This window comes from Pantoea sp. GM_Pan_4 (assembly GCF_026541005.1).
Classification (GTDB): Bacteria; Pseudomonadota; Gammaproteobacteria; order Enterobacterales; family Enterobacteriaceae; genus Pantoea; species Pantoea dispersa.
On the sequence record NZ_JALNUZ010000001.1, the window covers coordinates 1,064,284 to 1,090,019 of the forward strand.

At 57.2% G+C, this 25,736-nt stretch carries 25 protein-coding genes; 9 read left to right on the forward strand and 16 right to left on the reverse strand.

Annotation, left to right across the window (positions count from 1 at the left end; all coding sequences use genetic code 11):
- Positions 1–634 precede the first annotated feature (634 nt).
- On the forward strand, positions 635–1,918 hold the full coding sequence (locus OXR61_RS05160) for a citrate synthase (protein ID WP_021508542.1): 1,284 nt from the start codon (positions 635–637) through the stop codon (positions 1,916–1,918).
- Between the two features lie 350 nt (positions 1,919–2,268).
- Here the strand turns inward: OXR61_RS05160 and nei are convergent, their stop codons facing one another.
- The 11 genes from nei to OXR61_RS05215 all read right to left on the reverse strand — a co-directional run bounded on the left by nei (position 2,269) and on the right by OXR61_RS05215 (position 11,508).
- Complete coding sequence (nei, locus tag OXR61_RS05165; protein WP_021508543.1) at positions 2,269–3,057, reverse strand: endonuclease VIII; 789 nt, start codon at positions 3,055–3,057, stop codon at positions 2,269–2,271.
- A gap of 12 nt (positions 3,058–3,069) precedes the next feature.
- Positions 3,070–3,717 carry a pyroglutamyl-peptidase I gene (pcp, locus tag OXR61_RS05170; protein ID WP_021508544.1) on the reverse strand — a complete coding sequence of 216 codons (648 nt, stop codon included), beginning with the start codon at positions 3,715–3,717 and terminating at the stop codon, positions 3,070–3,072.
- Positions 3,718–3,724: 7 nt separating this feature from the next.
- Entirely contained in the window at positions 3,725–4,741 is a 1,017-nt protein-coding gene (locus OXR61_RS05175; RefSeq protein ID WP_021508545.1) for a DUF979 domain-containing protein, read from the reverse strand.
- Entirely contained in the window at positions 4,741–5,469 is a 729-nt protein-coding gene (locus OXR61_RS05180; RefSeq protein ID WP_021508546.1) for a DUF969 domain-containing protein, read from the reverse strand. The genes OXR61_RS05175 and OXR61_RS05180 overlap by 1 nt, the downstream gene beginning before the upstream one ends.
- 57 nt (positions 5,470–5,526) lie before the next feature.
- Positions 5,527–6,264, reverse strand: a complete 738-nt coding sequence (gene pxpA / locus OXR61_RS05185) for a 5-oxoprolinase subunit PxpA (RefSeq protein WP_021508547.1) — start codon at positions 6,262–6,264, stop codon at positions 5,527–5,529.
- The gene (gene pxpC, locus OXR61_RS05190) at positions 6,248–7,186 is read right to left on the reverse strand and encodes a 5-oxoprolinase subunit PxpC (protein ID WP_021508548.1); all 939 of its coding nucleotides are present in this window, start codon (positions 7,184–7,186) and stop codon (positions 6,248–6,250) included. Before pxpC ends, pxpA begins: the two co-directional genes overlap by 17 nt.
- The gene (gene pxpB / locus OXR61_RS05195) at positions 7,180–7,836 is read right to left on the reverse strand and encodes a 5-oxoprolinase subunit PxpB (protein WP_021508549.1); all 657 of its coding nucleotides are present in this window, start codon (positions 7,834–7,836) and stop codon (positions 7,180–7,182) included. The genes pxpC and pxpB overlap by 7 nt, the downstream gene beginning before the upstream one ends.
- A 161-nt stretch (positions 7,837–7,997) precedes the next feature.
- Positions 7,998–8,741 carry a type 2 GTP cyclohydrolase I gene (locus tag OXR61_RS05200; protein WP_021508550.1) on the reverse strand — a complete coding sequence of 248 codons (744 nt, stop codon included), beginning with the start codon at positions 8,739–8,741 and terminating at the stop codon, positions 7,998–8,000.
- Between the two features lie 18 nt (positions 8,742–8,759).
- Positions 8,760–10,187 carry a deoxyribodipyrimidine photo-lyase gene (gene phrB / locus OXR61_RS05205; RefSeq protein ID WP_021508551.1) on the reverse strand — a complete coding sequence of 476 codons (1,428 nt, stop codon included), beginning with the start codon at positions 10,185–10,187 and terminating at the stop codon, positions 8,760–8,762.
- Positions 10,188–10,199: 12 nt separating this feature from the next.
- Complete coding sequence (locus tag OXR61_RS05210; RefSeq protein WP_021508552.1) at positions 10,200–11,156, reverse strand: 2-thiouracil desulfurase family protein; 957 nt, start codon at positions 11,154–11,156, stop codon at positions 10,200–10,202.
- A 151-nt stretch (positions 11,157–11,307) separates the two neighbouring features.
- Positions 11,308–11,508, reverse strand: a complete 201-nt coding sequence (locus OXR61_RS05215) for a YbfA family protein (protein WP_031279882.1) — start codon at positions 11,506–11,508, stop codon at positions 11,308–11,310.
- A 246-nt stretch (positions 11,509–11,754) separates the two neighbouring features.
- On the opposite strand from OXR61_RS05215, the gene kdpE reads away from it, so the two are divergent.
- Positions 11,755–12,429 carry a two-component system response regulator KdpE gene (gene kdpE, locus OXR61_RS05220; RefSeq protein WP_021508554.1) on the forward strand — a complete coding sequence of 225 codons (675 nt, stop codon included), beginning with the start codon at positions 11,755–11,757 and terminating at the stop codon, positions 12,427–12,429.
- Positions 12,430–12,471: 42 nt separating this feature from the next.
- Here kdpE and pgm read toward each other — a convergent pair whose 3' ends face one another.
- Entirely contained in the window at positions 12,472–14,112 is a 1,641-nt protein-coding gene (gene pgm / locus OXR61_RS05225) for a phosphoglucomutase (alpha-D-glucose-1,6-bisphosphate-dependent) (RefSeq protein ID WP_021508555.1), read from the reverse strand.
- A 25-nt stretch (positions 14,113–14,137) separates the two neighbouring features.
- Positions 14,138–14,677 (reverse strand): replication initiation negative regulator SeqA, encoded by a 540-nt coding sequence (gene seqA, locus OXR61_RS05230; RefSeq protein WP_010616121.1) that lies wholly within the window; start codon positions 14,675–14,677, stop codon positions 14,138–14,140.
- A 248-nt stretch (positions 14,678–14,925) separates the two neighbouring features.
- On the opposite strand from seqA, the gene ybfF reads away from it, so the two are divergent.
- The 4 genes from ybfF to fur all read left to right on the forward strand — a co-directional run bounded on the left by ybfF (position 14,926) and on the right by fur (position 17,605).
- A complete protein-coding gene (gene ybfF, locus OXR61_RS05235; RefSeq protein ID WP_021508556.1) occupies positions 14,926–15,690 on the forward strand; it encodes an esterase in 765 nt (254 codons plus the stop codon).
- A gap of 169 nt (positions 15,691–15,859) precedes the next feature.
- Entirely contained in the window at positions 15,860–16,135 is a 276-nt protein-coding gene (ybfE, locus tag OXR61_RS05240; protein ID WP_010616122.1) for a LexA regulated protein, read from the forward strand.
- A gap of 137 nt (positions 16,136–16,272) precedes the next feature.
- Entirely contained in the window at positions 16,273–16,803 is a 531-nt protein-coding gene (gene fldA / locus OXR61_RS05245) for a flavodoxin FldA (RefSeq protein ID WP_021508557.1), read from the forward strand.
- A gap of 352 nt (positions 16,804–17,155) precedes the next feature.
- Positions 17,156–17,605, forward strand: coding sequence for a ferric iron uptake transcriptional regulator (gene fur, locus OXR61_RS05250; RefSeq protein ID WP_021508558.1), 450 nt, complete (start codon positions 17,156–17,158; stop codon positions 17,603–17,605).
- 61 nt (positions 17,606–17,666) lie between these two features.
- On the opposite strand, the gene OXR61_RS05255 is transcribed toward fur, so the two are convergent.
- The 3 genes from OXR61_RS05255 to nagE form a co-directional block, all read right to left on the reverse strand.
- Positions 17,667–18,062: a hypothetical protein gene (locus tag OXR61_RS05255; RefSeq protein ID WP_021508559.1), complete on the reverse strand. Its 396-nt coding sequence runs from the start codon at positions 18,060–18,062 to the stop codon at positions 17,667–17,669.
- A gap of 236 nt (positions 18,063–18,298) precedes the next feature.
- Positions 18,299–19,966 carry a glutamine--tRNA ligase gene (gene glnS / locus OXR61_RS05260; protein WP_021508560.1) on the reverse strand — a complete coding sequence of 556 codons (1,668 nt, stop codon included), beginning with the start codon at positions 19,964–19,966 and terminating at the stop codon, positions 18,299–18,301.
- Positions 19,967–20,117: 151 nt separating this feature from the next.
- Positions 20,118–22,151 (reverse strand): N-acetylglucosamine-specific PTS transporter subunit IIBC, encoded by a 2,034-nt coding sequence (gene nagE / locus OXR61_RS05265; protein ID WP_031279883.1) that lies wholly within the window; start codon positions 22,149–22,151, stop codon positions 20,118–20,120.
- Between the two features lie 343 nt (positions 22,152–22,494).
- Here nagE and nagB point away from each other — a divergent pair, with 343 nt between their 5' ends.
- The 3 genes from nagB to OXR61_RS05280 are packed head-to-tail and all read left to right on the forward strand — an operon-like array spanning position 22,495 to position 25,730.
- Positions 22,495–23,295 carry a glucosamine-6-phosphate deaminase gene (gene nagB, locus OXR61_RS05270; protein WP_031279884.1) on the forward strand — a complete coding sequence of 267 codons (801 nt, stop codon included), beginning with the start codon at positions 22,495–22,497 and terminating at the stop codon, positions 23,293–23,295.
- Between the two features lie 58 nt (positions 23,296–23,353).
- Positions 23,354–24,502: an N-acetylglucosamine-6-phosphate deacetylase gene (gene nagA / locus OXR61_RS05275; protein ID WP_031279885.1), complete on the forward strand. Its 1,149-nt coding sequence runs from the start codon at positions 23,354–23,356 to the stop codon at positions 24,500–24,502.
- Between the two features lie 7 nt (positions 24,503–24,509).
- Entirely contained in the window at positions 24,510–25,730 is a 1,221-nt protein-coding gene (locus tag OXR61_RS05280; protein ID WP_021508564.1) for an N-acetylglucosamine repressor, read from the forward strand.
- The last annotated feature ends 6 nt before the right edge of the window (positions 25,731–25,736 follow it).

Consider the following 25,736-nt stretch of genomic DNA (forward strand, 5'->3'; position numbering starts at 1 on the left):
GGTGGCTCCTGGTGTCAGGGTATTCCGGAGACCTGGCGGCAGTATAGGAGGATCACATTCTGATTACAATTCCCCTACAATCTCTTTGGTCACATTTAAGCTGAACAGTGATCCGCCTCACGTATTTCACAATTTATACATTTTTAATTATCTGATTTGACAATAGATCAACATTTCAGTTACAAACGAACGCACTAAAACCCTATGATGCATAAAAGTTATGGGGATACACTTTCCCCTAAGCTCAAGTTATGTAACATTGCCTTTACGAGCAACACAAACCGTCAGGTTATTGGTTACCAAGAAGTTATGTCGTGACAGGATCTTTAACATCCACGATGTGCAGCGCGTCATGCCCGGACACCACCGATTGGCTTTACACATTTCGCTCCGTAACCTTGCAGCATGAACGTTACCGCTGAGTGATGCTGTGAAGATTCTGTTTTAGCCTAAGTGGTGCGGGTTGCAACAAGGCAGTAAGCGTGCAAATGATGGGCGTTTACGCAAGTAAATGACCGCACTGCGCGCGCGCAGCCAGTGTAGCGGCGGCCCGAAAATACAGCGGGTAAACGCAACATGATGACTGTTCTGGTGTCTAAGATCCTTACCTACTAAGGCGCTATGGAGACGAAAAATGACAGATAAAAAAGTGACGCTAACCCTACAAGATAACAACTCCGTGGAACTGGATGTGATGCAAGGCACGCTGGGACAGGATGTTGTTGATGTCCGCGCCCTTGGCTCAAAAGGCCTGTTCACCTTCGACCCCGGTTTTACCTCTACGGCGTCCTGCGAATCAAAAATTACCTTTATTGATGGTGATGAAGGGATTTTGTTACATCGCGGTTTCCCTATCGATCAGCTGGCTACCCACTCCAACTATCTGGAAGTGTGCTACATCCTGCTGAACGGCGAAGCCCCTACTCAGGCGCAGTACGACGAGTTCCGCACTACCGTAACCCGTCACACCATGATTCACGAGCAGATCACCCGCCTGTTCCACGGCTTCCGTCGTGATTCACACCCGATGGCGGTGATGTGCGGCGTGACCGGCGCGCTGGCCGCCTTCTATCACGATTCATTAGACGTGAATATTGAACGTCACCGTGAAATCGCCGCCTTCCGCCTGCTGTCAAAAATGCCGACCATGGCCGCGATGTGTTACAAATACTCCATCGGCCAGCCGTTTGTGTATCCGCGTAACGACCTCTCCTATGCCGGTAACTTCCTGCATATGATGTTTGCTACGCCGTGTGAAGAGTACAAAGTGAACCCGGTGCTGGAACGCGCCATGGACCGTATCCTGATCCTGCACGCTGACCACGAACAGAACGCATCAACCTCTACCGTGCGTACCGCCGGTTCTTCCGGTGCCAACCCGTTTGCCTGTATCGCCGCCGGTATCGCCTCGCTGTGGGGACCTGCGCACGGTGGTGCCAACGAAGCCACGCTGCGTATGCTGGAAGAGATCAGCACCGTGGATCACATCCCGGAATTCGTGCGTCGCGCCAAAGATAAGAACGATTCGTTCCGTCTGATGGGCTTCGGTCACCGTGTGTATAAGAACTATGACCCGCGCGCGACCGTGATGCGTGAAACCTGTCATGAAGTGCTGAACGAACTGGGCATGAAGGACGACCTGCTGGAAGTGGCGATGGAGCTGGAGCACATCGCGCTGAACGACCCGTACTTCATCGAGCGCAAACTCTATCCGAACGTCGATTTCTATTCCGGCATCATTCTGAAAGCGATGGGCATTCCGTCATCAATGTTTACCGTGATCTTTGCGATGGCGCGTACCGTTGGCTGGATTGCGCACTGGAAAGAGATGCACGACGAAGGCATGAAGATTGCCCGCCCACGTCAGCTCTACACCGGTTACACCGAGCGCGAATTCAGCTCGGCGCTGAAAAAATAACAATCAGGGCGGGTTATCCCGCCCTTTTCTTTTTTAGTACACGGCGAAAGTTTGGGGCGCATCGTGCCGAGCCCTGCCTGGCTGAGCCCCGTTTCAGGCGTCCTCGCGCCGCTGACGCGGTACCTTCACATCCCTCGTCAGTCTGACGGACCGCCGTCGACGGGACATCCTGTCCCGGCTCCGGCTTTCGCCCGCATCCATGCGGTCTCATCCTGACTTCCTCATGCTGTTCAGCGCTGCGAATTGCCTGTCCCGGGGCTCAGCCAGTCAGTGCATTAGCTCTGGTGCAGTTTGCCGGGAGACGATGCGGGGATGGTCTGTCCCGCGCCTTTTCTAATGATGACCAAAACTCAATGCTGACAGCCCGGACACCAGTAAAACGGTCGTGATGACAGTACGCCCTTCTCAATAACGGTGCCGCAGCGCCGGCACTTTTTGCCCTGACGGTGAAACACCTCGAAACGAAACGCGGCCTCTTCGTGATACTTCTTCATGCTGCCACGCATCTGATAGGACAAACGTGGCACCGCCAGCATGGCGTAGCTCAGGGCATCCAGCTGCTGGTCGTTCAAATCCTGTGCACGATGCTGCGCCAGCAAACCGGCGTGCCACAAAATCTCGACGCGCAGATAGTTGCCGAGCCCGGCGAGAAATGCCTGATCCAGCAGCAAACCGCTGAACTGGCGGCGACGAAAACGCGGCGACAGCAGTCGCTCGCGCACCTCTTCCACCGTCAGCGTAGCGTCCAGTACGTCCGGTCCGACGCGTTGCAAAAACGGATGCGCGCCGAGCGTATCTGCGTTCAGCAGCTCAATATCCGAAGCGCTATACAGCAAAATTGCCCGGTCGGCATTACCCAGCCGCACGCGCAGCTGGCGCGAAGTATTGGGTTCAGTCCCGCTCGGCACCACACGCCACACGCCGTACAGCTGATTATGGCTGTACAGCGTCAGTCCGTTAGAGAAATGCGTCAGCAGTGCCTTGCCGCGCGTTTCAAAGGCATCGATGGTTTCCCCCATCAGCGCCGGTTCGTAGGTCTTCAGCGCCGGAAAAGCAAACCACACCTCGGTCAGAGGTTTGCCCACCATTGCCGCTGCAAGTTGATCCGCCGCGCGGCGGATCTCCGGTCCCTCTGGCATAACCGCTCCTGATTAATGGGTTGCGCCGCCCACTTCGCGTATGTCTTTCTCAGTGCTGAGAATCACCTGCAGCGACGTTTCCAGCGCCTGAATCACACTGGCGGTCGACATACTCGGTGCACCAGGATGCTGCGCCGCCTGCTGCGGCATATAAGGAATATGCACGAAACCGCCGCGTGCTGCGCTGCCTGTGGTCTGCAGCCAGTGCAGCAGGTGATACATGACGTTATTGCAGGTAAACGTCCCGGCGGTTTGCGACACCGAAGCCGGAATCCCCACTTCGCGCAGTGCCGCGACCATCGCTTTGATCGGCAGCGTAGAGAAATAGGCCGCCGGTCCCCCGGCGACAATCGGCTGATCGATCGGCTGCTGCTGGTCGTTATCCGGAATGCGCGCATCGTTCACATTAATCGCCACGCGCTCTACGCTGATATCGCTGCGCCCGCCAGCCTGGCCGACGCACAGCACGCGGTGCGGCTGCAGCTCTTCCAGCGCAGCGGTCAGCACCTGGCCGCAGCGGGCGAATACCACCGGCAGCTGGCGCACCACAATCCGCGCGCCGCCGAACTCCCGACCATCAAAGCTGCGTACCGCTTCCCACGACGGATTAATGCGCTCGCCGCCAAACGGCTCGAACGCCGTCATTAACACCGTTTTCATCGCAACCTCACAGGAACATCAGGAAATAAAGCAGGAAAATATTTACCAGTAACAGTAGCACACCGGTGGGCACCTGAGCCTTGATCACCGCGTTACGGTCCGGCAGCTCCAGTAAACGTGCCGGAACAATATTGAAGTTGGCAGCCATCGGCGTCATCAGCGTGCCGCAGTACCCGCAGAACATGCCGATCGCCGCCATCACCGCCGGATTGCCACCGTGCTGCAGCACCAGAATCGGAATACCGATGCCGGCGGTGACAATCGGGAACGCCGCAAACGCATTGCCCATCACCATGGTCAGCAGCGCCATGCCCAGCGCATACACCGCCACCGCAATCAGCCGGTTATCCACCGCCAGATAGTGTTCGGTCAGATGTGAAATCGCCGTGCCGACGCCAGCGCTGGTAAACAGCAGGCCGAGCGTGGCGAGGATCTGTGGCAGGATAAATGCCCAGCCAACCGCATCCAGTAAGCGCCGCGTCTCCTGCATCGACTGCAGCGGCTTCTCGTGGGTAAACTTCAGCGCAATTAGCCAGCCCAGCACGCAGCCAATCATCATCGAAAACAGCGTGACCAGCGTCGAATGATTGCCCGGGCCAAACACTCTTTCCTGCAGACCGGGAATATGATTGAACGCCAGCACGCCAATAACCGTCACCAGCGGAATTGCCAGCGCCGGCAGGAACAGCTTATTGCCGAGACGCTGCGCGCTCTGCTGCTTCTGTTCATCGCTGCGCTGATGATAGCGACCGAGGCGCACGCCGCCGAACCCGGCAATCAGCGCCATGACCACCACCGCCGCGCCCACCGCAATATGCAACCAGCGACGTCCCAGCTCCGCATCACCGGCCCACTGCCCCATCAGTTGATAAGCACCGTCGCCAATCAGGAAAATCACACCGTACAGCGCCCAGAATAAACCGGTGGTAAAACGGCGCGGGTTGGCGCTATCGCGCCATGACAGCAGCGCGACAATCAGCAGGATCGCCCCGGCCAACCACATCAGATACTGTTGCTGAAACATCACTCACCTCCTTTTGCGCGCAGCGCCTGCTGGTTGAGGGCGCCCAGCTCACGCGACAGCTGCCGGTCGAGCCGCACCAGTCGCGCAGCATGAATCAGGAACGCACACAGCGCCGTCGGAATGCCCCACAGCGCGATGTGCAACGGCTCGGTGCTGATGCCCGCCGACTCCTGCATAAAGTTGTGCATAAATATGATCGCGCCGAAGGCCACGAAAATGTCTTCACCGAAGAACAGCCCGACGTTATCGGTAGCCGCCGACATCGCGCGCAGCCGCTGACGAATCTCCGGTGATACGCTGCCGTAACGGTTTTCAGTGGCACCTTCGGCCATCGGCGCCAGCAGCGGACGCACCATCTGCGGATGCCCGCCCAGGCTGGTCAGCCCCAGCGCCGCAGTCAGTTCACGCACGAACAGATAGACGATCAGTAAACGGCCGGCGGTGGCGGTTTTGATCCGGGCGATCCACGTCTGCGCACGCTCTTTTAAACCGTGGCGCTCCAGCAATCCGATGACCGCCAGCGGTAACAGCAGGATCAGCGGCAGATTACGGGTATTGAGAAAGCCGGAACCGAGCTTCTCCAGAATATCGCCGAGCGGCATATGCGCCGCCAGCCCGGTGACAAAACCGGCAACAATCACCACCAGCACCGGGTTGAAGCGCAGCACAAAGCCGAGCACAATCGCGGCAATGCCAAGTAACGGCCAGAGATTGACCACGTTATCCATGTTTTCCCCTCGTCAGAAATAAAAAGCCCGGCAACAGGCCGGGCTAACAGTCAATGATCAGGCGCTGGTGACAGCAATCTGATTTGTCGCAAAAGCGGCGCGCAGCGTGCGGGCGAATTCCAGCGCATGGGCGCCATCGCCGTGCAGACAGACCGTCTGCGCATTCACCGCCACCCATTCGCCGCTGACGCTGCGCACCTGACGCTGCTGCACCATGGTGAGCGTCTGCGCCAGCGCCTGCTCAGCCTCTTCGATTAACGCCCCCGGCTGGCTGCGCGGCACCAGCGCGCCACTGGCCAGATAGCCGCGGTCAGCAAACACTTCTTCGCGCGTACGCAGACCATAATGCGCGGCGGCGGCAATTGAGGCGCTGCCCGCCAGGCCAACCAGAATCAGCGCCGGATCGACGGCTTTCACCGCGCGCGCAATCGCATCTGCCAGCACTGCATCTGACGCCGCCTGGTTATACAGCATGCCGTGCGGCTTCACGTGCACCAGCTTCGCCCCTTCACTTTCGGCAAGGCTTTTCAGGGCACCAATCTGGTAAATTACCTGCGCGTAAACGGTTTCCGGCGGCAGCTGCATGGCGGTCCGGCCAAAATTTTCCCGGTCGGGAAAGCTCGGATGCGCACCAATCGCCACGCCATTGGCGCTGGCCCAGCGCACCGACTGCAGCATGGTTTCGGCATCGCCGGCATGGAAACCGCAGGCGATGTTGGCCGAGCTCACCAGCTCCAGCAGGGCCCGATCGCTGGCACTGCCTTCACCGAGGTCGGCGTTAAGATCGATCTTCATGAGCAAGCCCCCAGGCTATCTGATCAAGCGAACGTTGCTGCTGCTGTTTGGCCAGCAGCGCCTCCTCCAGCGTGCAGCGGATGAAGTGAATCGGTTCTCCCAGACGAATCTGCGCCAGCTGATAGAGATCGGCTTCGATGACGCAGGCAATACGCGGATAGCCGCCGGTGGTTTGCGCATCGGCCATCAGCACAATCGGCTGACCGTTCGGCGGCACCTGCACCACACCCGGCACCAGGCCGTGCGACAGCAGTTCACGTGCGACACTGCGCTGCAGTGGACTGCCCTGCAGCCGGTAGCCCATGCGGTTACTTTGCGGGCTGAGCTGCCACGGGTTACGCCAGAATGCGTCCTGCGCGTCGTGGGTAAATTCATTGTACTCCGGCCCCGGCAGTGCGCGGATGCGGTTGCCCCACAGCAGCTGCCGTACGCCAGCCTGATGGCTGAAGCGGCGCGTCGGCTTGCCCAGCGGCAGCTGATCGCCATCCTGCAGTTTACGCCCCTGCCAGCCGCCAAAGGCCGCTTTGAGATCGGTGCTGTGTGAGCCCAGCATGGCGTCGATGGCAAAACCGCCGTTCACCGCCAGATAGCTGCGCATACCGCGCGTAGGCATGGACAGACTCAGCACCTGGCCTTTTTTCACCGGCAGACGCCAGCCGGTCCACACTGGCTGGCCATCCAGTTCGGCGCCGCAGCTGGCACCGGTCAGCGCAAACCAGCCGTCGCGACGAAACTCCGCTTTGAACTGGCCGAGCACAATCTCCAGCACCGCGCTGTTTTCGGCGTTGCCGACCAGCATATTGGCCGTGCGCATTGAAGGCTCATCCAGTGCGCCGCTCAGGCTGATGCCGTATTGCCGCCAGCCGTGGCGGCCGCGATCCTGCACCGAGGTCATTAATCCGGCACGCAAAATTTTTAACATACGCCCTCCCGTTGTGGCACGAAGCGGACGCTGTCGCCGGGACGCAACAGCGTCGGCGGCTGCTGTTGTGGATCGAACAGGCTAAGCGGCGTGTGGCCAATCAGCTGCCAGCCACCGGGCGCGGCCAGCGGATAGATACCGGTCTGGCTGCCGCCAATGCCCACCGAACCGCCAGGCACCACCAGCCGGGGCTCGGCGCGACGCGGCGTGTGCAGCCGCTCATCCAGCCCGCCGAGATAAGGGAAACCCGGCTGAAAGCCAATGAAATAGACCACGTAATCCGCGCTGCTGTGCAGCTCCACCACCTGTTGCGAGGTCAGATCCGCCGCACGGGCGACCTCCGCCAGATCCGGACCGCCCGCGCCGCCATACACCACCGGAATCTCAACCTGACGCGGCTCGGCCAGCAGCACCTCGCTCTCTTCCCACCAGCGCTGCAAACGCTCGATGGCATCCAGCGCTTTCAGCTGCGGATCGCGCAGCAGCAGCGTCAGGTTATTCATGCCCGGAATCACTTCCGCGATCTGCTCATTCTGCTGCAGCCGCTGGCACAATCCCCAGATGCGCTGCTGGCTGACGAGCGAAACCGGCGGTTCCAGCTCCAGTACCACCGCCCGCTCACCCAGCAGATAACAACGTGCTCGTTGCAAAACCCACCTCCCGGTCATTAATAAAACGCGCCGTGACCGCAGTGACGGCGCGCCTGAGGGCATTCGCTTATGCGAAAAGTCAATAAGTTATGCGAAAGTGAAGGAGATGTGTCAACTGATTTGCGCCCGGCACGTGTTTTCCGGGCGCATAAGCGAGGCGGTCAGGCGGGGTTGTCGATATCGATAAAAGTCACATCCAGACCATGCTGGCTGGCGAGCCACTCACCGAGCGCTTTGATGCCGCCGCGTTCGGTGGCGTGATGCCCGGCAGCAAAGAAATGCAGCCCCTGTTCCCGGGCGCTGTGGATGGTCTGCTCAGAAACTTCACCGCTGATAAAGGCGTCAACGCCAAAGGCGGCGGCCGCATCGATAAAGCCCTGGCCGCCACCGCTGCACCATGCCACCCGGCGAATCAGCGCCGGGGCGTTATCACCGCAGTGCAGCGGCTGGCGGCCGAGGCGCGCCGCGATCTTTTCCGCCAGCGCCGGACCGCTTAGCGGCTCAGCCAGCTCGCCCCAGGGCACCAGCGGCTGAATTTCACCTTTGACGTCGATATCAAACAGCGTGGCCAGCTGGGCGTTGTTGCCGAGCTGTGGGTGAGCATCGAGCGGCAGGTGCCAGCCGTACAGGTTGATGTCATTGGCCAGCAGCGTGCGCAGACGCTGGCGTTTCATTCCTTTAATCACCGGCGCTTCGCTCTTCCAGAAGTAGCCATGATGCACCAGTATCGCATCGGCCTGGCGTTTTACCGCCTCATCCAGCAGCGCCTGACAGGCCGTCACGCCGGTTATTACGCGGCGCACCTGCTCACGCCCCTCAACCTGCAAACCGTTGGGCGCATAGTCGCTGAAGGCACTGGTGTTGAGTTGCTGATTGACGATCTGTTCTAACTCGAAATTGTTCATAACGGCTCCGTGACCGCCTCAGGCTGCGCTGCGCGCGCGCTCGAAGGCGTCTAATGTCTTTTTACGTGCCGCCTTATGTTCCACGATTGGCGCCGGATAATCGAGTTTCTTGTTATTTTTCTCTGCCCAGGCGTGCGGTTGATGGATGGCGCTGTCCGGCACGTCTTGCAGCTCCGGCAACCACCGGCGGATAAACTCGCCCTGCTTATCAAAGCGCTCGCCCTGGGTCGTCGGGTTGAAGATGCGGAAGTAAGGCGCGGCGTCGGTGCCGGTCGACGCGGCCCACTGCCAGCCACCGTTATTGGCCGCCAGATCGCCGTCAATCAGCTGCTGCATGAAATAGCGTTCACCCTCGCGCCAGTCAATCAGCAGATCTTTCACCAGAAAGCTGGCGGTGATCATGCGTAACCGGTTGTGCATCCAGCCCAGCGTATTGAGCTGGCGCATCGCTGCGTCGACAATCGGATAACCGGTTTTGCCCTGCTGCCAGGCGGTAAGGTGTTGCTCATTCTGTTGCCAGCTGACGTTGCGCGTCCAGTCGACAAACGGCTGATGCTTACACAGCGCCGGAAAGGCCACCATCAGGTGGCGATAAAATTCGCGCCAGACCAGTTCATTCAGCCACACCAGCGCGCTGCCGTTGTTCAGCGCCTGCGGATGCTCCTTCAGAATGCGATGCAGGCACTGACGCGGCGACAGCACACCAATCGCCAGATACGGCGACAGGCGGCTGGTGCCGTCAATCGCCGGTATGTCGCGCTGCTGGTCATATTTTTCCACCCGCTGCTGGGCAAACTGGCGCAGCTGCTTCAGCGCCGCCTCTTCTCCGGCGGGAAACCAGGTTTCGTCGAATTTTTCCACAGGATAATCGAATGCCGCTATTTTTTTGCCGGCGGCCACGGGTGCCCCGGCGCGCGCTTTCGGTGCGTGGTGGCACTCTGGCAGCCCCTGTTGCAGACGCCGGATAAACGCTTTGCTGAACGGCGTGAACACTTTGAACATGCTGTTGCTGCCGGTCTGAACGCTGCCCGGCGGTAACAGCAGGCTGTCATCGAATCCCTGGCACACCACGCCCTGCTGATCGAGCTGCTTTTCAACCGCAGCATCGCGCTGGCGCTCATTGAATTCATACTGATAGTTGTAAAACAGCGCATCCACCTTGTGCTGCTGGCAGAAGGTCGCCAGATAGTCGACCGACGCGGCGAAGTCATCGCACTGATGAAAGTGCAGCTTAATACCGCGTTCTGCCAGCGACTGCTGCAGCAGGCACAGGTTTTGATGGATAAAAGCCGCCTGTTTGGGGGCCACGCTGTGTTGCTGCCACTGGCCGGGCGTGGCGATGAACAGCGCCAGCACCTCGGCCTGACTGTCGCGGCAGGCCGCGGCCAGTGCGCTGTTATCATTCATGCGCAAATCGTTACGCAGCCAGACTAAATGAGTGCTCATAACGCTCCGTGTTTACTGGCCGTAGCGCAGACGCAGCGCTTCCGGGTAGGGATCGAAATAACGCTGCTGCGCCAGCCACGGGTGCGGGAACTCTGCCATGTAATGTTTCAGCATGGTGATGGGGGCCAGCAACGGCTGCACACCGCGACGGTAACGATCAATCAGCTGCGCCAGCTCCTGACGCTGCGGTGAACTCAGCTTCGGCCGGAAATAGCCCTGTACATGCATCAGGACATTGGTGTGATTACGACGCGACGCCTGGTGCGACATCAGGTGCATCAGACGGTTACGGTATTCAAAGGCGTACGCATCCAGTGACTCCCACTGTTCCATTGCCGCGACAAACCGCCCCATCTCGCGGTACTCATCCTGCGCATGCGACAGCAGCAGCAGTTTGTAGCGACTGTGGAAGGCAATCAGCTTGTGGCGCGTCAGCCCGCTGCGCCACATTTCGTTGAACTCATGCAGCGCATAGACGCGCCCCATAAAGTTTTCGCGGATCGCATCATCGTGCAGGCGTCCATCCTCTTCCAGCGGCAGCCACGGTAGCTCTTTCTGCAGGAACGAGGTGAACATGCCGGTGCCGGCTTTGCGATTGTTGTTAGTGTCAGGCTCGTAGACGCGCACGCGCTCCAGTCCGCAGCTCGGCGATTTGGCACACAGGATGTAGCCGCACAGATGGTGCAGCGATTTAACGCGCTCCGCAGACCAGCGGGCCATGTCGTCGGTCAGCTCTTCCCCGCCGTCTTTACTGAAACACAGGTGGATCTGATCGTCGCTCTGTTTGACCAGCCGCAGCGCCGGGCGCGGCGTCGGCAGACCGATGGCCATTTCCGGGCAGACAGGTTCGAAGCGCACAAATGGCGCGAGCTCGTCAGTTGCAAAGGCAAAACGCTTGTGGCCGCCATCGAATCGGACGCTATCCCCGAGCAGGCAGGCACTGATACCTACAGGAATTTTCTCGCTCATACTTGTACAACCCCCAAAATCTTGTAGAGGTTTAAGTGTAGCTGAAATGCCGCGAGATAACAGCGGGACAATGCGTTTGTCGCACCACTTTAAGATAAAAAAACCCGGTGCCTCGAGCGAGGTCACCGGGTTATCACCGCGAAGCCGGGGGTTACCAGTAGATACCGCCTGCCGCTTCCGATTGCGCCAGCCAGACCGGTTTGGTGCTGGTTTTGCACCACATGCGGTGCAGATAACTGTAGAAGCGCGCGCGATCTTGGCGGAACAGCATCACTGGCAGCGCCAGTACGCCAATCAATACCACCAGCACACGGCGCAGCACAATTTTGGCGAGTGGATATGCCTGATACATCAATGCCTCCTCGTGGTAAATTTTGCTTTGAAATGTGATCTGCATCAGATATTACGCCTGGTTGTGTAATTTTACTACTCATCCGACCACTATTTTGATCTTTTTTCAGTCATTTCCTGGCCGGAATGAAAGGAAGTTACATTTTTGTAAAATTTCGGATCACGGCGAGTTACTGAGATCGTGACGGACGCCGTCGCGGTTTATTGTTAAAGTAATGCGTTAACCTTATTTGCCGCAGGAGTCAGCGTGACGACCATCTTGATTGTCGAAGATGAAAAGGAGATTCGCCGTTTCGTGCGCCTGGCGCTGGAGAGCGAAGGCCTGAAGATTGTGGAAGCGGAGCAGCTGCAGCGCGGCCTGATTGAAGCGGCTACGCGCAAACCGGATTTGGTGATTCTCGATCTCGGTTTACCGGACGGCGATGGCAATGCCTTCATCCGCGAAGTGCGGCAGTGGAGCAGCATGCCGGTGATTGTGCTGTCGGCGCGCAGCGATGAGCAGGATAAAATAGAGGCGCTGGATGCCGGCGCTGACGACTATCTCACCAAGCCGTTTGGCATCGGCGAACTGCTGGCGCGCGTGCGCGTGGCGCTGCGTCGTCATCAGCGCAGCCAGCCGGAGCCGCTGGTGCAGTTTGGCGAAGTGAGCGTTGATCTCGCCGCGCGGCGCGTGCTGCGCAGCGGCGAAGAGGTGCATCTGACGCCGACCGAATTTCGCCTGCTCAGCCTGCTGCTGAATAACGCTGGCAAAGTACTGACCCAGCGCCAGTTGCTTAACCAGGTGTGGGGACCCAACGCCGTGGAACACAGCCATTATCTGCGCATCTATATGGGACACCTGCGGCAAAAGCTGGAAGCCAACCCCACCCAGCCGACGCACCTGCTGACAGAAACCGGCATCGGCTATCGCTTCATGCCATAAAAAAAGGCCGCAAACGCGGCCTTCTTCATGCAGGATGCCCTGTCAGGCGTTTTTCAGCACTTCGCTGACAATTTCTACCGCTTCTTTCTCGATCTGCTGGCGATGCTCAGCGCCGAGGAAGCTTTCACAATAGATTTTGTAGGCGTCTTCCGTGCCGGACGGACGTGCCGCGAACCAGCCGTTTTCAGTCATCACTTTCAGACCACCAATCGAGGCACCGTTGCCCGGTGCCGCGGTCAGACGTGCGGTGATCGGGTCGCCTGCCAGCGTATCGGCGCTGACCATTTCAGGTGACAGCTTCGACAGTGCCGCTTTCTGCGCGGAAGTGGCAGGTGCCTGCAGACGGTTGTAGCTTGGCGCACCAAAACGCGCGGCCAGCTCATCATAGTGCTGCTGCGGGTTCTTACCGGTAACCGCAGTGATTTCCGCCGCCAGCAGACACAGGATAATGCCGTCTTTGTCTGTTGACCAGGCGGAGCCGTCGAAACGCAGGAACGAGGCGCCGGCGCTCTCTTCGCCGCCAAAGCCAAAGCTGCCGTCGAACAGACCATCCACGAACCATTTGAAGCCGACCGGTACTTCCACCAGCTTGCGACCAATATCGTTCACCACGCGGTCAATCATCGCGCTGGAAACCAGCGTTTTACCGACGGCCACCTCTTTGCCCCACTGCGGACGGTGCTGGAACAGGTAGTTGATCGCTACCGCCAGATAGTGGTTCGGGTTCATCAGACCGGCGGGCGTGACGATGCCGTGACGGTCGTAATCCGGATCGTTACCGAAGGCCAGATCAAATTTATCTTTATACGCCAGCAGACCGGCCATCGCGCACTCGGACGAACAGTCCATGCGCACCACGCCATCTTTATCCAGATGCATGAAGCGGAACGTCTGGTCGATGGCATCATTGACGATGGTCAGATCCAGCTGGTAGTGCTCAGCAATGCGCTGCCAGTAGGCCATGCCGGAACCGCCGAGCGGATCGACACCGATTTTCAGGCCGGCTTTCTGGATCGCCGGGAAGTCAATCACCTGCGCCAGACCTTCAACGTATGGCTGGATCAGATCCTGCTCAACGATGTGGCCACTGGCCCACGCCTGATCCAGCGCCAGACGCTTAACCTCTTTCAGCTCACCTTTGATCAGCTGATTCGCGCGATCTTCCACCACTTTGGTGACGTTGGTGTCAGCCGGTCCACCGTTCGGCGGATTGTACTTGATGCCACCGTCTTCCGGCGGGTTGTGCGACGGGGTAATCACGATACCGTCCGCCTGCGCGCCGCCGCGCTTGTTATGCTCCAGAATGGCGTTGGAGATCGCCGGCGTCGGCGTATAGCCGTTGTCCTGCTGCACAATCACATCAACGCCGTTGGCGGCCAGCACTTCCAGCACTGACAGGATCGCCGGCTCAGACAGCGCATGGGTGTCTTTACCTACGTAGCACGGGCCGGTGATGCCGTTCTTTTTACGCTCTTCAGCGATCGCCTGCGCAATCGCCAGAATGTGTACTTCGTTGAAGCTATGACGTCCCGCGCTGCCGCGGTGGCCGGAGGTGCCAAATTTCACCGCATGGTCCGGGTTCGCCGCATCCGGCTTCAGGACGTAGTACTGCGAGGTTAATTGTGCAACGTTAATCAAATCGCTCTGCTGGGCAGGTTGCCCGGCACGGGGGTGATTGGCCATTGGCGCTTCTCCCTGACGCTTCGGTTTAAATGGTGCCGCAAACTTTCTCTGCCAGTTCCTGCGGGAACTGCATGGCAAGCATGATGTGTTCCACCATGCTGCATTTACGACCTGTATTGGTATTGGTGATCACCCAGTACGGCGTGCCGGGCACGTGCTTCGGCTTAGTATGGGTGCCATTTTGCAGCAGCGTGTGCTCGTCGCCCGCAAAGTAGACGCGGGTGCGGCCCTGCAGCGAGGCAGTGGCATCAGCAAAGGCTGCCGGATCAAGACGATAAAGGGTTGACAGGATCAGCATGAAGCGATTAACCGCCTTCTTCTGCTCCGCATACTCGTCAGACAGCAGCAGCTCACGCACGGCGCGCACGCGATCCTGAGGTCGCGCTTCGCTGCGTGCAGCCGGTGCTTCTTTTACCGCCGCATTCGCCGCTGGCGCAGCGGATGCGCTCTGGCCGGCAGTGAATTTCAGCATACGGCGCAAAATGTCCGACGCGCTTTCACCAATGTGCTGGGTGTGGCTGGCAATATAACGGTAGAGTTCTTCGTCAACTTCAATCGTTTTCATCTTTTTCCGTACGATTCTGGCAAATGGCAGAACCACGCTATTCTGCAACGGCCTTAGGAAAATCCGGTCGTGCAAAATGTGAGCGGGCTCTAACATAAGGATTATAAAGTTAAATCCGCGACAGCCGGTAGCGCTGGCATCGTTTCCGGGCAAAAGTCGGAATATGCCCTAATGCCTGACCGCCTGGCGCCGGGACAGGTGAATCCATGATACCCTAAGCCCAGGTCTCAACCGAAAGAACTTTAGCCATGATTTTGAACGCCCGTCTGCAAACTGAACAATCTGCCCCTGATGCCCAGCCCATTCTGTTAATTCATGGCCTGTTTGGTAGCCTGGATAACCTTGGCGTACTGGCGCGCGGCGTGCGCGATGCACGGCCCACGCTGCAGGTGGATGTCCGTAACCACGGCCTGTCACCGCGCAGCGAAGAGATGCACTACGCTGCGCTGGCGCAGGATATGGTTGACACGCTGGATGCGCACCACATCGAACGGGTCGATGTTATCGGCCACTCAATGGGCGGCAAAATTGCCATGGCGCTGAGCGCCGTTGCGCCCGAACGGATTGGCAAAATGGTGCTGATTGATATCGCGCCGGTGGATTACCAGACGCGACGCCACGATGAGATCTTCGCGGCAATCCGCGCGGTCAGTGCAGCTGGCGTCACGCGCCGCAGCGCTGCAGCCGACGTGATGCGTGAACACGTGCGCGAAGAAGGCGTGATTCAGTTCATTCTGAAATCTTTCCATGAAGGCGAATGGCGCTTTAACGTGCCGGTGTTATGGGACAATTATCCGGTGCTCTCCGGCTGGCAGGAGGTACCCGCATGGCCTCATCCGGCGCTGTTTATTCGCGGCGGTGATTCACCCTATCTGGACAATCAGCACCGTGATGCGCTGCTGCGCCAGTTCCCGCAGGCGCAGGCGCACATTATCAGCGGTGCCGGCCACTGGGTGCATGCCGAAAAACCCGATGCCGTACTGCGCGCGGTGCGCCGCTTTTTTAACCTGTAAAAGCAAAAGCTTGCTACGGGCGGTTTAGGGTTGGCGTCGCGCCGGGCGCTGGAGTATGATGTCGCGCTAAAAATTTGCCGCGGATGCTTTTTTCGCCGCGGTCGGGCCGATAAATGTTTAAATCGCGCAGCGCCTTTCCGCCGTTCGCGCCCACGCAGTTTCACAAACCATGGCAAAAGAACAGACAGATCGTACCACGCTCGATCTCTTCGCAGACGAGCGGCGTCCCGGTCGCCCTAAAACCAGTCCGCTGTCGCGTGATGAGCAGCTGCGCATTAATAAGCGCAACCAGCTGAAGCGCGACCGGGTGCGCGGCCTGCGCCGCGTTGAGCTGAAAATGTCCAGCGAAGCGGTCGACGCGCTTAATACGCTGGCCGAGCAGCAGAATATCAGCCGCAGTGAACTGATTGAACAAATGCTGCTGGCGCAGCTCAAACTGGCGTAACGTGCGCAGACCGCACGCTGGAACACAAACTCAGCGCTTTACACATTCCGCGCTTTTCGCCGGTCTGCTATCATTCGCATAACTGTGTCGTCTTCTGACTTACTTTCACAATCAGGATTTAAGAGGTTACTCACTCCATGGCAATCGTAGGCATTTTCTTCGGCAGCGATACCGGCAACACTGAAAACATTGCAAAAATGATCCAGAAACAACTGGGTAAAGATGTCGCCGAAGTGCATGACATTGCTAAGAGCACCAAAGAAGATCTCGAAGCATTCGATATTCTGCTGCTGGGTATTCCGACCTGGTACTACGGTGAAGCCCAGTGCGACTGGGATGACTTCTTCCCGACGCTGGAAGAGATTGATTTCAACGGTAAGCTGGTAGCGCTGTTTGGCTGCGGCGATCAGGAAGATTATGCCGAGTACTTCTGTGACGCGATGGGCACCATTCGCGACATCATTGAGCCAAACGGCGCAGTGATTGTGGGCCACTGGCCAACCGAAGGTTACCACTTCGAAGCCTCTAAAGGTCTGGCAGACGACAAACACTTCCTCGGCCTCGCCATCGATGAAGATCGTCAGCCTGAACTGACTAACGAGCGCGTCGACAAATGGGTTAAGCAGATCTTTGATGAGCTGCAGCTGCAGGCGATCATCGAAGCCTGATGCTTTCCTGTCCGATGTGGGCGCTGGCTCACATCGGGCAATGGAATTACCTATAAAAATAATAGCTACGGTTTTTTAACTTTTTCCCTCAATTCTGTAGAATACCCGCAACGGTCATCTGCTTATTCCTCGGGCATCAGACTGAGACTGCGCGAAAAGGAACATCGATCTGCACGATCCCGCTGAGGTTCACGACATTTCTCCTTACAGCATCCGGGGAATTGTCCGCCGCAGCCGGTTTTCATTTCGCAGGCTGAGCTCTATAATGAGACGCAAATGAGAATGCGCGTTGACCACACATTCAAGGCCTTTGCGCCGTAAGTGACTAGCAAAGTAACAGGACAATATCCGCATGACTGACAACAACTCCGCATTGAAAAAGGCTGGCCTGAAAGTCACGCTGCCCAGACTGAAGATTCTGGAAGTGCTTCAGGGACCCGGACCCGAGTCCCATCATGTCAGTGCGGAAGATTTGTACAAACGCCTGATCGACATGGGCGAAGAGATTGGTCTGGCGACGGTATACCGTGTTCTGAACCAGTTTGACGACGCCGGCATCGTGACGCGTCATAACTTCGAAGGCGGGAAATCCGTGTTCGAACTGACCCAGCAGCATCACCACGATCACCTGATTTGCCTCGACTGCGGCAAAGTGATCGAGTTTAGCGATGAATCTATCGAAACGCGTCAGCGTGAGATTGCAACACGCCACGGTATCAAACTCAGCAACCACAGCCTGTATCTGTACGGCCACTGTGCGCTGGGAGACTGCCGCGAAGACGAGACGCTCCACGATCAGTAATTGAATATGCTATGCAGTATAAAAAAACCGGTGCCAGGCACCGGTTTTTTTATGGCTGCGTTCAGGCGACCAGCGTTTCCTGCAAATAGCGCCAGCGCGGAACCGGCGTGCTGCAGTCCAGCACCGCCAGCGAAATGCGGGTTTGGTTGTTGCCGTTAAGCATTTGCAGTTCGTGATACTGAATGGTCACTTCCTGCTGCTGCTGGGAAATGATGGCATGCTCACTGGTGGCGATTCGCATCCCTTCCCGCTGCCCGTGCAGTTTGCGAAACAGGGTTTCAGTGTCATTGAGATCGAGCTGTTTGCCCTGCGGCGTCACCATTTTGAAGTCGGGATGAAAGTGCGACAGCAGCAGATCCATACTGTCATCGCTGCCTTCGGCCTGATTAAAAATACGTTCGATAAGCTGATGTAAAACCACCACGCTATGTTTGGCTTCCAGAGCGAGACTTGTCATTTTTTTTCCTTCGCTAACCCGCACAGCAACATTTAAGAGCGCATAGCCTACCTGAAAATAACGATTTCACACGGGTAAATTAGTTAATTTTATTAAAGTCAGATTAGTCGTAATCGCGCGTGATTACTGTTTTTTGTCTGGTTCAGCATAATCGATTCCCGTTTGCAGATAACGGGCAATAAAAAAGGGCGATTGCTCGCCCTTTGCTGATCATATCGTGCTATCAAGCAGTAAAATTATTCGCCGATTTTTGCCCAGGTATCACGCAGACCCACGGTGCGGTTGAACACCAGTTTCGACGGCTGCGAGTACACGCTGTCAGCGCAGAAGTAACCTTCGCGCTCAAACTGATACGGTGCCAGCGCGCTGGCGGCACGCAGACCCGGCTCAACGAAGCCCTGTTTGATCTCCAGCGAGTTCGGGTTAATGGTGGTGAGGAAATCCTCGGCCGCGCCCGGGTTTGGCACGCTGAACAGACGATCGTACAGGCGGAATTCAGCAGGCAGCGCGTGAATCGCCGATACCCAATGAATAACGCCTTTCACCTTGCGGCCATCGGCCGGATCTTTGCTCAGGGTGTTGACATCGCAGGTAGCGTAGATGCAGGTGATGTTGCCGGCTTCATCTTTCGCCACGCGCTCGGCACGAATGACGTAAGCGTTACGCAGACGAACTTCTTTACCCAGCACCAGACGCTTGTATTGCTTGTTGGCCTCTTCACGGAAGTCGGCGCGATCGATCCACACTTCACGGCTGAACGGCACCTCACGCGTGCCCATCTCCGGTTTGTTCGGGTGGTTCGGCATGCTGATGATTTCTTCATGCCCGGCCGGCAGGTTCTCGATTACCACTTTCAGTGGATCCAGCACCGCCATGGCGCGCGGCGCGTTCTCGTTGAGGTCGTCACGAATGCACGACTCCAGCGACGCCATCTCAACAATGTTGTCCTGCTTGGTCACACCGATACGGCGGCAGAATTCGCGGATTGACGCCGCGCTATAGCCACGACGGCGCAGACCGGATACGGTCAGCATGCGCGGATCGTCCCAGCCTTCAACAATCTTCTCGCTCACCAGCTGCGTCAGCTTACGCTTCGACATCACCGCATATTCCAGATTCAGGCGCGAGAACTCATACTGACGCGGATGCACCGGAATGGTGATGTTATCCAGCACCCAGTCGTAGAGACGACGGTTGTCCTGGAACTCCAGCGTACACAGTGAATGGGTGATGCCTTCCAGCGCATCGGAGATGCAGTGGGTAAAGTCGTACATCGGATAGATGCACCACTTGTTGCCAGTCTGGTGGTGTTCGGCAAATTTAATGCGGTACAGCACCGGATCGCGCATCACAATAAAGCTGGATGCCATGTCGATTTTGGCACGCAGGCAGGCTTTGCCCTCTTCGAAGCCGCCATCACGCATCTTCTGGAACAGCGCCAGGTTCTCTTCCACGCTGCGATCGCGATACGGGCTGTTTTTGCCCGGCGCGGTTAGCGTGCCGCGGTATTCACGGATCTGCTCTGGCGACAGCTCATCAACGTAGGCCAGGCCTTTGTTGATCAGCTCAACCGCGTAGTTGAACAGTTGGTCAAAGTAGTCAGAGGAGTAACGAATGTTGCCGCTCCACTCAAAGCCCAGCCATTGCACATCATTCTTGATCGATTCAACGAACTCCATATCCTCTTTGACCGGATTGGTGTCGTCGAAACGCAGGTTGCACTGCCCCTGATAATCTTGTGCGATACCAAAGTTCAGGCAGATCGATTTTGCATGGCCAATATGCAGGTAACCATTGGGCTCAGGCGGGAAACGGGTATGCACACTGTTGTGCTTACCGCTCGCCAAATCTTCGTCGATGATCTGACGAATAAAGTTCGTTGGGCGGGCTTCAGCCTCACTCATCTCAAAATCCTCAAAACAATAGCGGGTGATTTGTACCACGAAGTAACGGAGTATGATCCACAAAGCGCTGAAGGGAAACAACCGTTTGTTGGTCGTTTTAAAACAAAAAAGGCAGGAATTGCTTCCTGCCTTCAGTGACGCTCAAAACCTGTTAATTTTTGACTTCGTACAGCGGCGTAACGCCTGCTACCACGGTACCGCCTGCCAGCAGATTCAGACCAGCAAAATCATCGCTGTTGCTGACCACCACCGGGCTGATCATCGAACGCGCATTGGCGTTGAGGAAGTCCAGATCCATTTCGAGGATCGGCTGGCCCGCTGTGACGGTTGCGCCCTCTTCCACCAGCCGGGTAAACCCTTTACCTTCCAGCGCGACGGTATCGAGACCCATATGCACGACAATCTCGACGCCATTTTCGGCTTCAAGGCAGAATGCATGGTTGGTGTTGAAGATTTTCACCACGGTGCCCGCCACCGGCGCGACGACAGTTTTATCGCTCGGTTTGATCGCCAGGCCATCGCCTACCGCTTTGCTGGCGAAAGCTTCATCCGGCACGTTTTCCAGCGCGACCACTTCGCCACTGACCGGTGCCAGCAGTGTTGCAATCACCTTTTTCTCGCTGTTGCGCACGGCCTGGGGCTGAGCAGCAGCAGGCGCGGCGGTGGTTGCCGCTGCTGGCGCAGCTGCGCCGGCCACCGGGCCTTTGCTCAGTACGGTTTTCATGGCGGTCGCAATGCTTTCGGCCTGCGTACCAACAATGATCTGCACGCTCTGCTTGTTAAGGCGGATCACGCCAGAAGCACCGAGGCGTTTAGCCACACTCTCATTCACCTGCGCAGAGTCTTTCACATTCAGACGCAGACGGGTGATGCAGGCGTCGATGTTGGTCAGGTTGTCAGAACCGCCTATCGCACCGATATAGCGACGCGCCAGTGATTCGGTTTCGCTCTCACCGTTGCTGCTGTGATCAACGTTGACGTCGTAGCCATCTGTCTCATCACCGGCAGCCAGCTCGCGGCCCGGCGTCAGCAGGTTGAATTTCTGAATGGTGAAGCGGAACACCACATAGTAGATGACGAAGAACACCAGACCCTGCGGGATCAGCATCCACCAGTGCACAGCCAGCGGGTTACGCGTCGACAGCACCATGTCCACCAGACCGGCACTGAAACCGAAACCGGCAATCCAGTGCATGCTGGCAGCGATGAAGACCGAAATACCGGTCAGCACGGCGTGGATGACATACAGCACTGGCGCCACGAACATGAAGGAGAATTCCAGCGGCTCGGTGATGCCTGTGAAGAAAGCGGCGAATGCTGCTGCCAGCATGATACCACCGACTTTCGCGCGGTTTTCCGGACGTGAGCAGTGATAGATTGCCAGCGCCGCACCCGGCAGACCGAACATCATGATCGGGAAGAAGCCCGCCTGATAGCGACCGGTGATACCCGGGATGCCGGTACCGTTGGCGATAGACTGCGCGCCGCCCAGGAATTTCGGAATGTCGTTGATGCCTGCCACGTCGAACCAGAACACCGAGTTCAGCGCGTGGTGCAGGCCAACCGGAATCAGCAGACGGTTAAAGAAGGCGTACACGCCCGCACCGACCGAGCCCAGTTTCTGAATGTGCTCACCAAAGCTCACCAGACCGCCGAAAATGATCGGCCAGACGTACATCAGGATAAAGGCGACCACAATCATCAGGAAGGAGACCAGGATCGGCACCAGACGGCGACCGCTGAAGAACGACAGCGCCTTAGGCAGCTCAACGTGGCTGAAGCGGTTATAGACTTCTGCCGAGAGAATGCCCACCAGGATGCCGACAAACTGGTTGTTGATTTTACCGAAGGCGGCAGGAACCTGCTCCACCGGCATTTTCTGAATCATGGCCACCGCGGCGGGTGAACACAGGGTAGTAACCACGAGGAAACCTACAAAGCCGGTTAATGCCGCTGCACCGTCTTTATCTTTTGACATGCCGTAAGCCACACCGATGGCGAACAGCACGGACATGTTGTCGATGATGGCAGAACCCGATTTGATCAGCAGTGCTGCCAGCGCATTGCCTGCGCCCCAGCTGTCCGGATCGATCCAGTAACCTACCCCCATCAGGATTGCCGCTGCCGGCAGGGTCGCTACCGGCACCATAAGCGCGCGGCCGACCTTTTGCAGATATCCTAAAATACTCACCTTATTCTCCCCCTATGAGACTGGCGTTTTGCCGTGATGCGGGTTGATTTTATTATCCCGGCACCCGGTACCTTGATGACACACTTCACCACGAGGCGCAGTGTAAAGATAAATTAATTCGCCTCGCAAATTAAAACCAGTGTAACTGTGACTTTAATCACCAAAATGGACGTTTTTCACTGCGAAATGCTAGCCACCACCACAAACTTATTTTATGATGAAAAATATCAGGTCGCACTTTTCCAACGCCGCGAGCGCGCAAACGGGTTACCCTATAAGCAGCCAGCTGCAGCAGTAAACGCGACCCTAACTTTCCAATCTTAACTGAGGTGAAGACATGAGACTGATCCCTTTGGCCACACCGACCCAGGTGGGTAAATGGGCTGCACGCCATATCGTTAATCGCATCAATGCCTTTAAACCCAGCGCAGACCGTCCCTTTGTGCTGGGACTGCCAACCGGCGGTACGCCGCTGGAAGCCTACAAGCACCTGATCGAGATGCATAAAGCGGGCCAGGTTAGTTTCAAACACGTGATCACCTTCAATATGGATGAGTATGTCGGTCTGCCGAAAGAGCATCCGGAAAGCTATCACAGCTTTATGTACCGTAACTTTTTCGATCACGTTGATATTCAACCAGAAAATATCAATCTTCTGAATGGCAATGCCGAAGATATTGACGCAGAATGTCGCCAATACGAAGAGAAGATCCGCGCACTGGGTAAAATCCACCTGTTTATGGGCGGCGTCGGCAACGATGGCCACATTGCGTTCAACGAACCGGCTTCTTCGCTCTCTTCCCGCACCCGCATTAAAACCCTGACGCACGACACCCGTGTGGCGAACTCGCGTTTCTTCGACGGCGATGTTGATCAGGTGCCTAAATATGCCCTGACCGTGGGCGTCGGCACGCTGCTGGATGCGGAAGAAGTGATGATTCTGGTGACCGGCCACGTCAAAGCCCAGGCGCTGCAGGCGGCGGTAGAAGGTAACGTCAACCACATGTGGACCATCAGCTGCCTGCAGCTGCACCCGAAAGCGGTGGTGGTGTGTGATGAGCCAGCCACCATGGAACTGAAAGTGAAAACCGTGAAATATTTCCGCGAAATGGAAGCGGAAAATATGAAGGGTGTGTAACAACACGTTGTAGAAAGCCTGCTGTTAAGCGCAGCAGGTTCAGCCGGGAGAAGAGATGATGTACGCATTAGTTAACGGCCGGATTTTTACCGGTCATGAAGTTCTGGACAATCACGCCGTGGTGATTGCCAATGGCCTGATTGAGCGTGTCTGCCCGCGCGATGCGCTGGACGCCGCGATTCCACAACAGGATGTGGCTGGTGGGTTCATCGCTCCCGGATTTATCGACCTGCAGCTCAACGGCTGCGGCGGCGTGCAGTTCAACGATGACATCAATGCCCTGAGCGTGGAAACGCTGGAAATCATGCAGCGTGCCAATGAAAAATCCGGCTGCACCAGCTATTTACCGACGCTGATTACCAGCAGTGATGAACTGATGAAGCGTGCGATTGAAACCATGCGCGCTTACCTGGCGAAGCATCAGAATCAGGCGCTGGGCCTGCATCTGGAAGGTCCGTGGCTGAATAAAGAGAAGAAAGGCACCCATAATCCGCAGCTGATTCGTCTGCCGGATGCGGAGCTGGTGGATTTCCTGTGCGCCAACGCTGACGTCATTACCAAAGTTACGCTAGCACCGGAAAATGCGGGCAGCGCGGTGATTCGCCAGCTGCGTGACGCCGGGATTATTGTGTCGTCTGGTCACTCCAATGCCACCTATGCCGAAGCCAAAGCGGGCATCAGCGCGGGCGTCACCTTTGCCACCCACCTGTATAACGCCATGAGCGCCTTTAGCGGTCGTGAGCCAGGTCTTATCGGTGCGCTGTTTGATTCGCCTGATGTATACTGCGGCATTATTGCAGACGGTTTACATGTCAATTACGCTAACGTGCGCAATGCAAAACGAATCAAAGGCGACAAACTGGTGCTGGTGACCGATGCCACCGCGCCGGCCGGTGCGTCGATTGATCAATTCATTTTTGCAGGTAAAACAATATACTATCGCGACGGCCTGTGCGTAGATGAGAACGGTACCCTGAGCGGATCTGCGCTGACGATGATTGAAGCGGTGCAGAATAGCGTGGAACATTGTGGTATCGCGATGGACGAAGCGCTGCGCATGGCGACCCTGTATCCGGCAAGGGCAATGGGTGTGGAAGAGCAGTTTGGTACGGTGGAAGCAGGAAAAGTCGCCAACCTCACTGTCTTTACCCGCGATTATCAAATCACTAAGACGTTCGTCAACGGAGACAACGTCCTCAGCGAGTAAGTACTGAATGACCACTGGCGGCCAGACTCAAATAGGAAATGTCGATCTTGTCAAACAACTTAACAGTGCAGCTGTTTACCGGCTGATTGATCAACAGGGGCCGATTTCGCGTATTCAGATTGCCGAACTCAGCCAGCTTGCGCCCGCCAGCGTCACCAAAATTACCCGTCAGCTTATCGAACGCGGCCTCATCAAAGAGGTGGAGCAACAGGCCTCCACCGGTGGGCGCCGCGCCATCTCCATCATCACCGAAACCCGCCATTTTCATACCATCGGCGTGCGCCTGGGGCGCAACGATGCCACGCTGACGCTGTTCGATCTCAGCGGAAAATCGCTGGCGCAGGAAGATTATCCGTTGCCGGAGCGCACCCAGGAGACGCTGGAGAACGCGCTGTTCAACGCCATCAGTGCCTTTATGAGCGCGCACCAGCGTAAAATTCATGAGCTGATCGCTATCGCGGTGATCCTGCCGGGGTTGGTCGACCCGATTAACGGCATCATTCGCTACATGCCGCACATTGCCGTCAGCCACTGGCCGCTGGTGGCGAGCCTGAAAAAACGCTTTAACGTCACCAGCTTTGTCGGCCACGATATCCGCAGCCTGGCGCTGGCTGAGCACTATTTCGGTGCAAGCCGCGACTGTGCAGACTCCATTCTGGTGCGTTTACACCGCGGAACCGGCGCCGGCATCATCGCGAACGGCCACATTTTTCTCGGCAGCAATGGCAACGTAGGTGAGATTGGCCACATTCAGGTCGATCCGCTCGGCGAACGCTGCCACTGTGGCAACTTTGGCTGCCTCGAAACCATCGCCGCCAACGGCGCGATTGAGAACCGCGTGCGCCACCTGCTCAATCAGGGTTATCCCAGCAGCCTGACGCTGGATGATTGCCAGATGCCACAAATCTGCCGCGCCGCCAATCAGGGCGACGCGCTGGCCTGCGAAGTGATCGAGTACGTTGGCCGCTATCTCGGCAAAGCGATCGCTATCGCCATTAACCTGTTTAACCCGCAAAAAGTGGTGCTGGCCGGCGAAATTACCGATGCCGATAAAGTGCTGTTCCCGGCGATTGAGGGCTGCATTAACACCCAGGCGTTGAACGCGTTTCGCAAAAATCTGCCCGTGGTACGGTCTGAGCTGGACCATCGTTCGGCAATTGGCGCTTTCGCGCTGGCAAAACGCGCTATGCTGAATGGCATTCTGCTGCAGCACCTGCTGGAAGAATAATAGAAA

Bases quoted from the DNA above. Each gene is read 5' to 3' on its own strand.
- OXR61_RS05180 (WP_021508546.1), bottom strand. From the start codon at position 5,469: ATGGATAACGTGGTCAATCTCTGGCCGTTACTTGGCATTGCCGCGATT.
- seqA (WP_010616121.1), bottom strand. From the start codon at position 14,677: ATGAAAACGATTGAAGTTGACGAAGAACTCTACCGTTATATTGCCAGC.
- nagB (WP_031279884.1), top strand. From the start codon at position 22,495: ATGAGACTGATCCCTTTGGCCACACCGACCCAGGTGGGTAAATGGGCT.
- pgm (WP_021508555.1), bottom strand. From the start codon at position 14,112: ATGGCCAATCACCCCCGTGCCGGGCAACCTGCCCAGCAGAGCGATTTG.
- nagA (WP_031279885.1), top strand. From the start codon at position 23,354: ATGTACGCATTAGTTAACGGCCGGATTTTTACCGGTCATGAAGTTCTG.
- OXR61_RS05210 (WP_021508552.1), bottom strand. From the start codon at position 11,156: ATGAGCGAGAAAATTCCTGTAGGTATCAGTGCCTGCCTGCTCGGGGAT.
- phrB (WP_021508551.1), bottom strand. From the start codon at position 10,187: ATGAGCACTCATTTAGTCTGGCTGCGTAACGATTTGCGCATGAATGAT.
- OXR61_RS05255 (WP_021508559.1), bottom strand. From the start codon at position 18,062: ATGACAAGTCTCGCTCTGGAAGCCAAACATAGCGTGGTGGTTTTACAT.
- OXR61_RS05160 (WP_021508542.1), top strand. From the start codon at position 635: ATGACAGATAAAAAAGTGACGCTAACCCTACAAGATAACAACTCCGTG.
- pcp (WP_021508544.1), bottom strand. From the start codon at position 3,717: ATGAAAACGGTGTTAATGACGGCGTTCGAGCCGTTTGGCGGCGAGCGC.
- glnS (WP_021508560.1), bottom strand. From the start codon at position 19,966: ATGAGTGAGGCTGAAGCCCGCCCAACGAACTTTATTCGTCAGATCATC.
- fldA (WP_021508557.1), top strand. From the start codon at position 16,273: ATGGCAATCGTAGGCATTTTCTTCGGCAGCGATACCGGCAACACTGAA.
- fur (WP_021508558.1), top strand. From the start codon at position 17,156: ATGACTGACAACAACTCCGCATTGAAAAAGGCTGGCCTGAAAGTCACG.
- OXR61_RS05200 (WP_021508550.1), bottom strand. From the start codon at position 8,741: ATGAACAATTTCGAGTTAGAACAGATCGTCAATCAGCAACTCAACACC.
- OXR61_RS05280 (WP_021508564.1), top strand. From the start codon at position 24,510: ATGACCACTGGCGGCCAGACTCAAATAGGAAATGTCGATCTTGTCAAA.
- ybfF (WP_021508556.1), top strand. From the start codon at position 14,926: ATGATTTTGAACGCCCGTCTGCAAACTGAACAATCTGCCCCTGATGCC.
- ybfE (WP_010616122.1), top strand. From the start codon at position 15,860: ATGGCAAAAGAACAGACAGATCGTACCACGCTCGATCTCTTCGCAGAC.
- OXR61_RS05215 (WP_031279882.1), bottom strand. From the start codon at position 11,508: ATGTATCAGGCATATCCACTCGCCAAAATTGTGCTGCGCCGTGTGCTG.
- nei (WP_021508543.1), bottom strand. From the start codon at position 3,057: ATGCCAGAGGGACCGGAGATCCGCCGCGCGGCGGATCAACTTGCAGCG.
- OXR61_RS05175 (WP_021508545.1), bottom strand. From the start codon at position 4,741: ATGTTTCAGCAACAGTATCTGATGTGGTTGGCCGGGGCGATCCTGCTG.
- pxpA (WP_021508547.1), bottom strand. From the start codon at position 6,264: ATGAAGATCGATCTTAACGCCGACCTCGGTGAAGGCAGTGCCAGCGAT.
- pxpC (WP_021508548.1), bottom strand. From the start codon at position 7,186: ATGTTAAAAATTTTGCGTGCCGGATTAATGACCTCGGTGCAGGATCGC.